The following is a 1,199-nucleotide window of genomic DNA, read 5'->3' on the forward strand; positions in this document are numbered from 1 at the left end:
AGGAAGACCGGGGTGCGGTACGTGACCGCGATGCGGGCCGCCTCGATCGCCGCGTCGAAACAGTCGGCGGGCGTGCGCGGCGCGATCACCGGGACCGGCGCCTCACCGTTGCGCCCGTACATCGCCTGGAGCAGGTCCGCCTGCTCGGTCTTGGTGGGCAGGCCGGTGGATGGGCCGCCGCGCTGGATGTCCACCACCAGCAGCGGCAGTTCGAGAGAGACGGCCAGTCCGATCGTCTCGCTCTTGAGGGCCACGCCGGGGCCGGAGGTCGTCGTGACGGCGAGGCTGCCGCCGAACGCCGCGCCCAGCGCCGCCCCGATCCCCGCGATCTCGTCCTCGGCCTGGAACGTACGCACACCGAAATTCTTGTGCTTCGACAGCTCATGCAGGATGTCCGAGGCCGGAGTGATCGGATACGAACCCAGATACAACGGCAGATCCGCCTGCCGCGACGCCGCGATCAACCCGTACGACAACGCCAGATTCCCCGAGATGTTGCGGTACGTACCCGTCGGGAACGCGGACGCGGCCGGCGCGACCTCGTAGGAGACCGCGAAGTCCTCCGTCGTCTCCCCGAAGTTCCACCCCGCATGAAAAGCCGCCAGGTTCGCCCTCATGATCTCGGGCTTCTTACCGAACTTCTGCCGCAGGAACCTCTCCGTGCCCTCGGTCGGCCGGTGATACATCCACGACAACAACCCCAGCGCGAACATGTTCTTCGAACGCTCGGCCTCCTTGCGCGAGAGGTCGAACTCCTTCAGCGCCTGAACCGTCAGCGTCGTCAACGGCACCGGATGCACATGAAACCCGTCCAGCGACCCGTCCTCCAGCGGCGACGACCCGTAACCGACCTTCTGCATCGCCCGCTTGGTGAACTCGTCCGTATTGACGATGATCTCCGCACCACGCGGCACATCCGCGATGTTCGCCCTCAACGCCGCCGGATTCATCGCCACCAACACATTCGGCGCGTCACCCGGCGTCAGGATGTCATGGTCCGCGAAATGCAACTGGAACGAAGAAACACCCGGCAAAGTCCCCGCGGGCGCCCGGATCTCAGCCGGAAAGTTCGGCAGCGTCGACAGATCGTTCCCGAACGACGCCGTCTCCGAAGTGAACCGGTCACCCGTCAGCTGCATACCGTCGCCCGAGTCACCCGCAAACCGGATGATCACCCGCTCCAGACGCCGTACGTCCTT

General features: G+C 65.8%; 1 protein-coding gene. It reads right to left on the minus strand.

Features of this window, described 5'->3' with window-relative positions; genetic code table 11:
* Positions 1-1,199, minus strand: a 1,199-nt coding sequence (locus ACFC96_RS46065; protein WP_376618719.1) for a 2-oxoacid:acceptor oxidoreductase family protein, incomplete at both ends; no start/stop codon positions are given.

The sequence above is a fragment of the Streptomyces sp. NPDC055955 genome, assembly GCF_042270245.1.
Classification (GTDB): Bacteria; Actinomycetota; Actinomycetes; order Streptomycetales; family Streptomycetaceae; genus Streptomyces.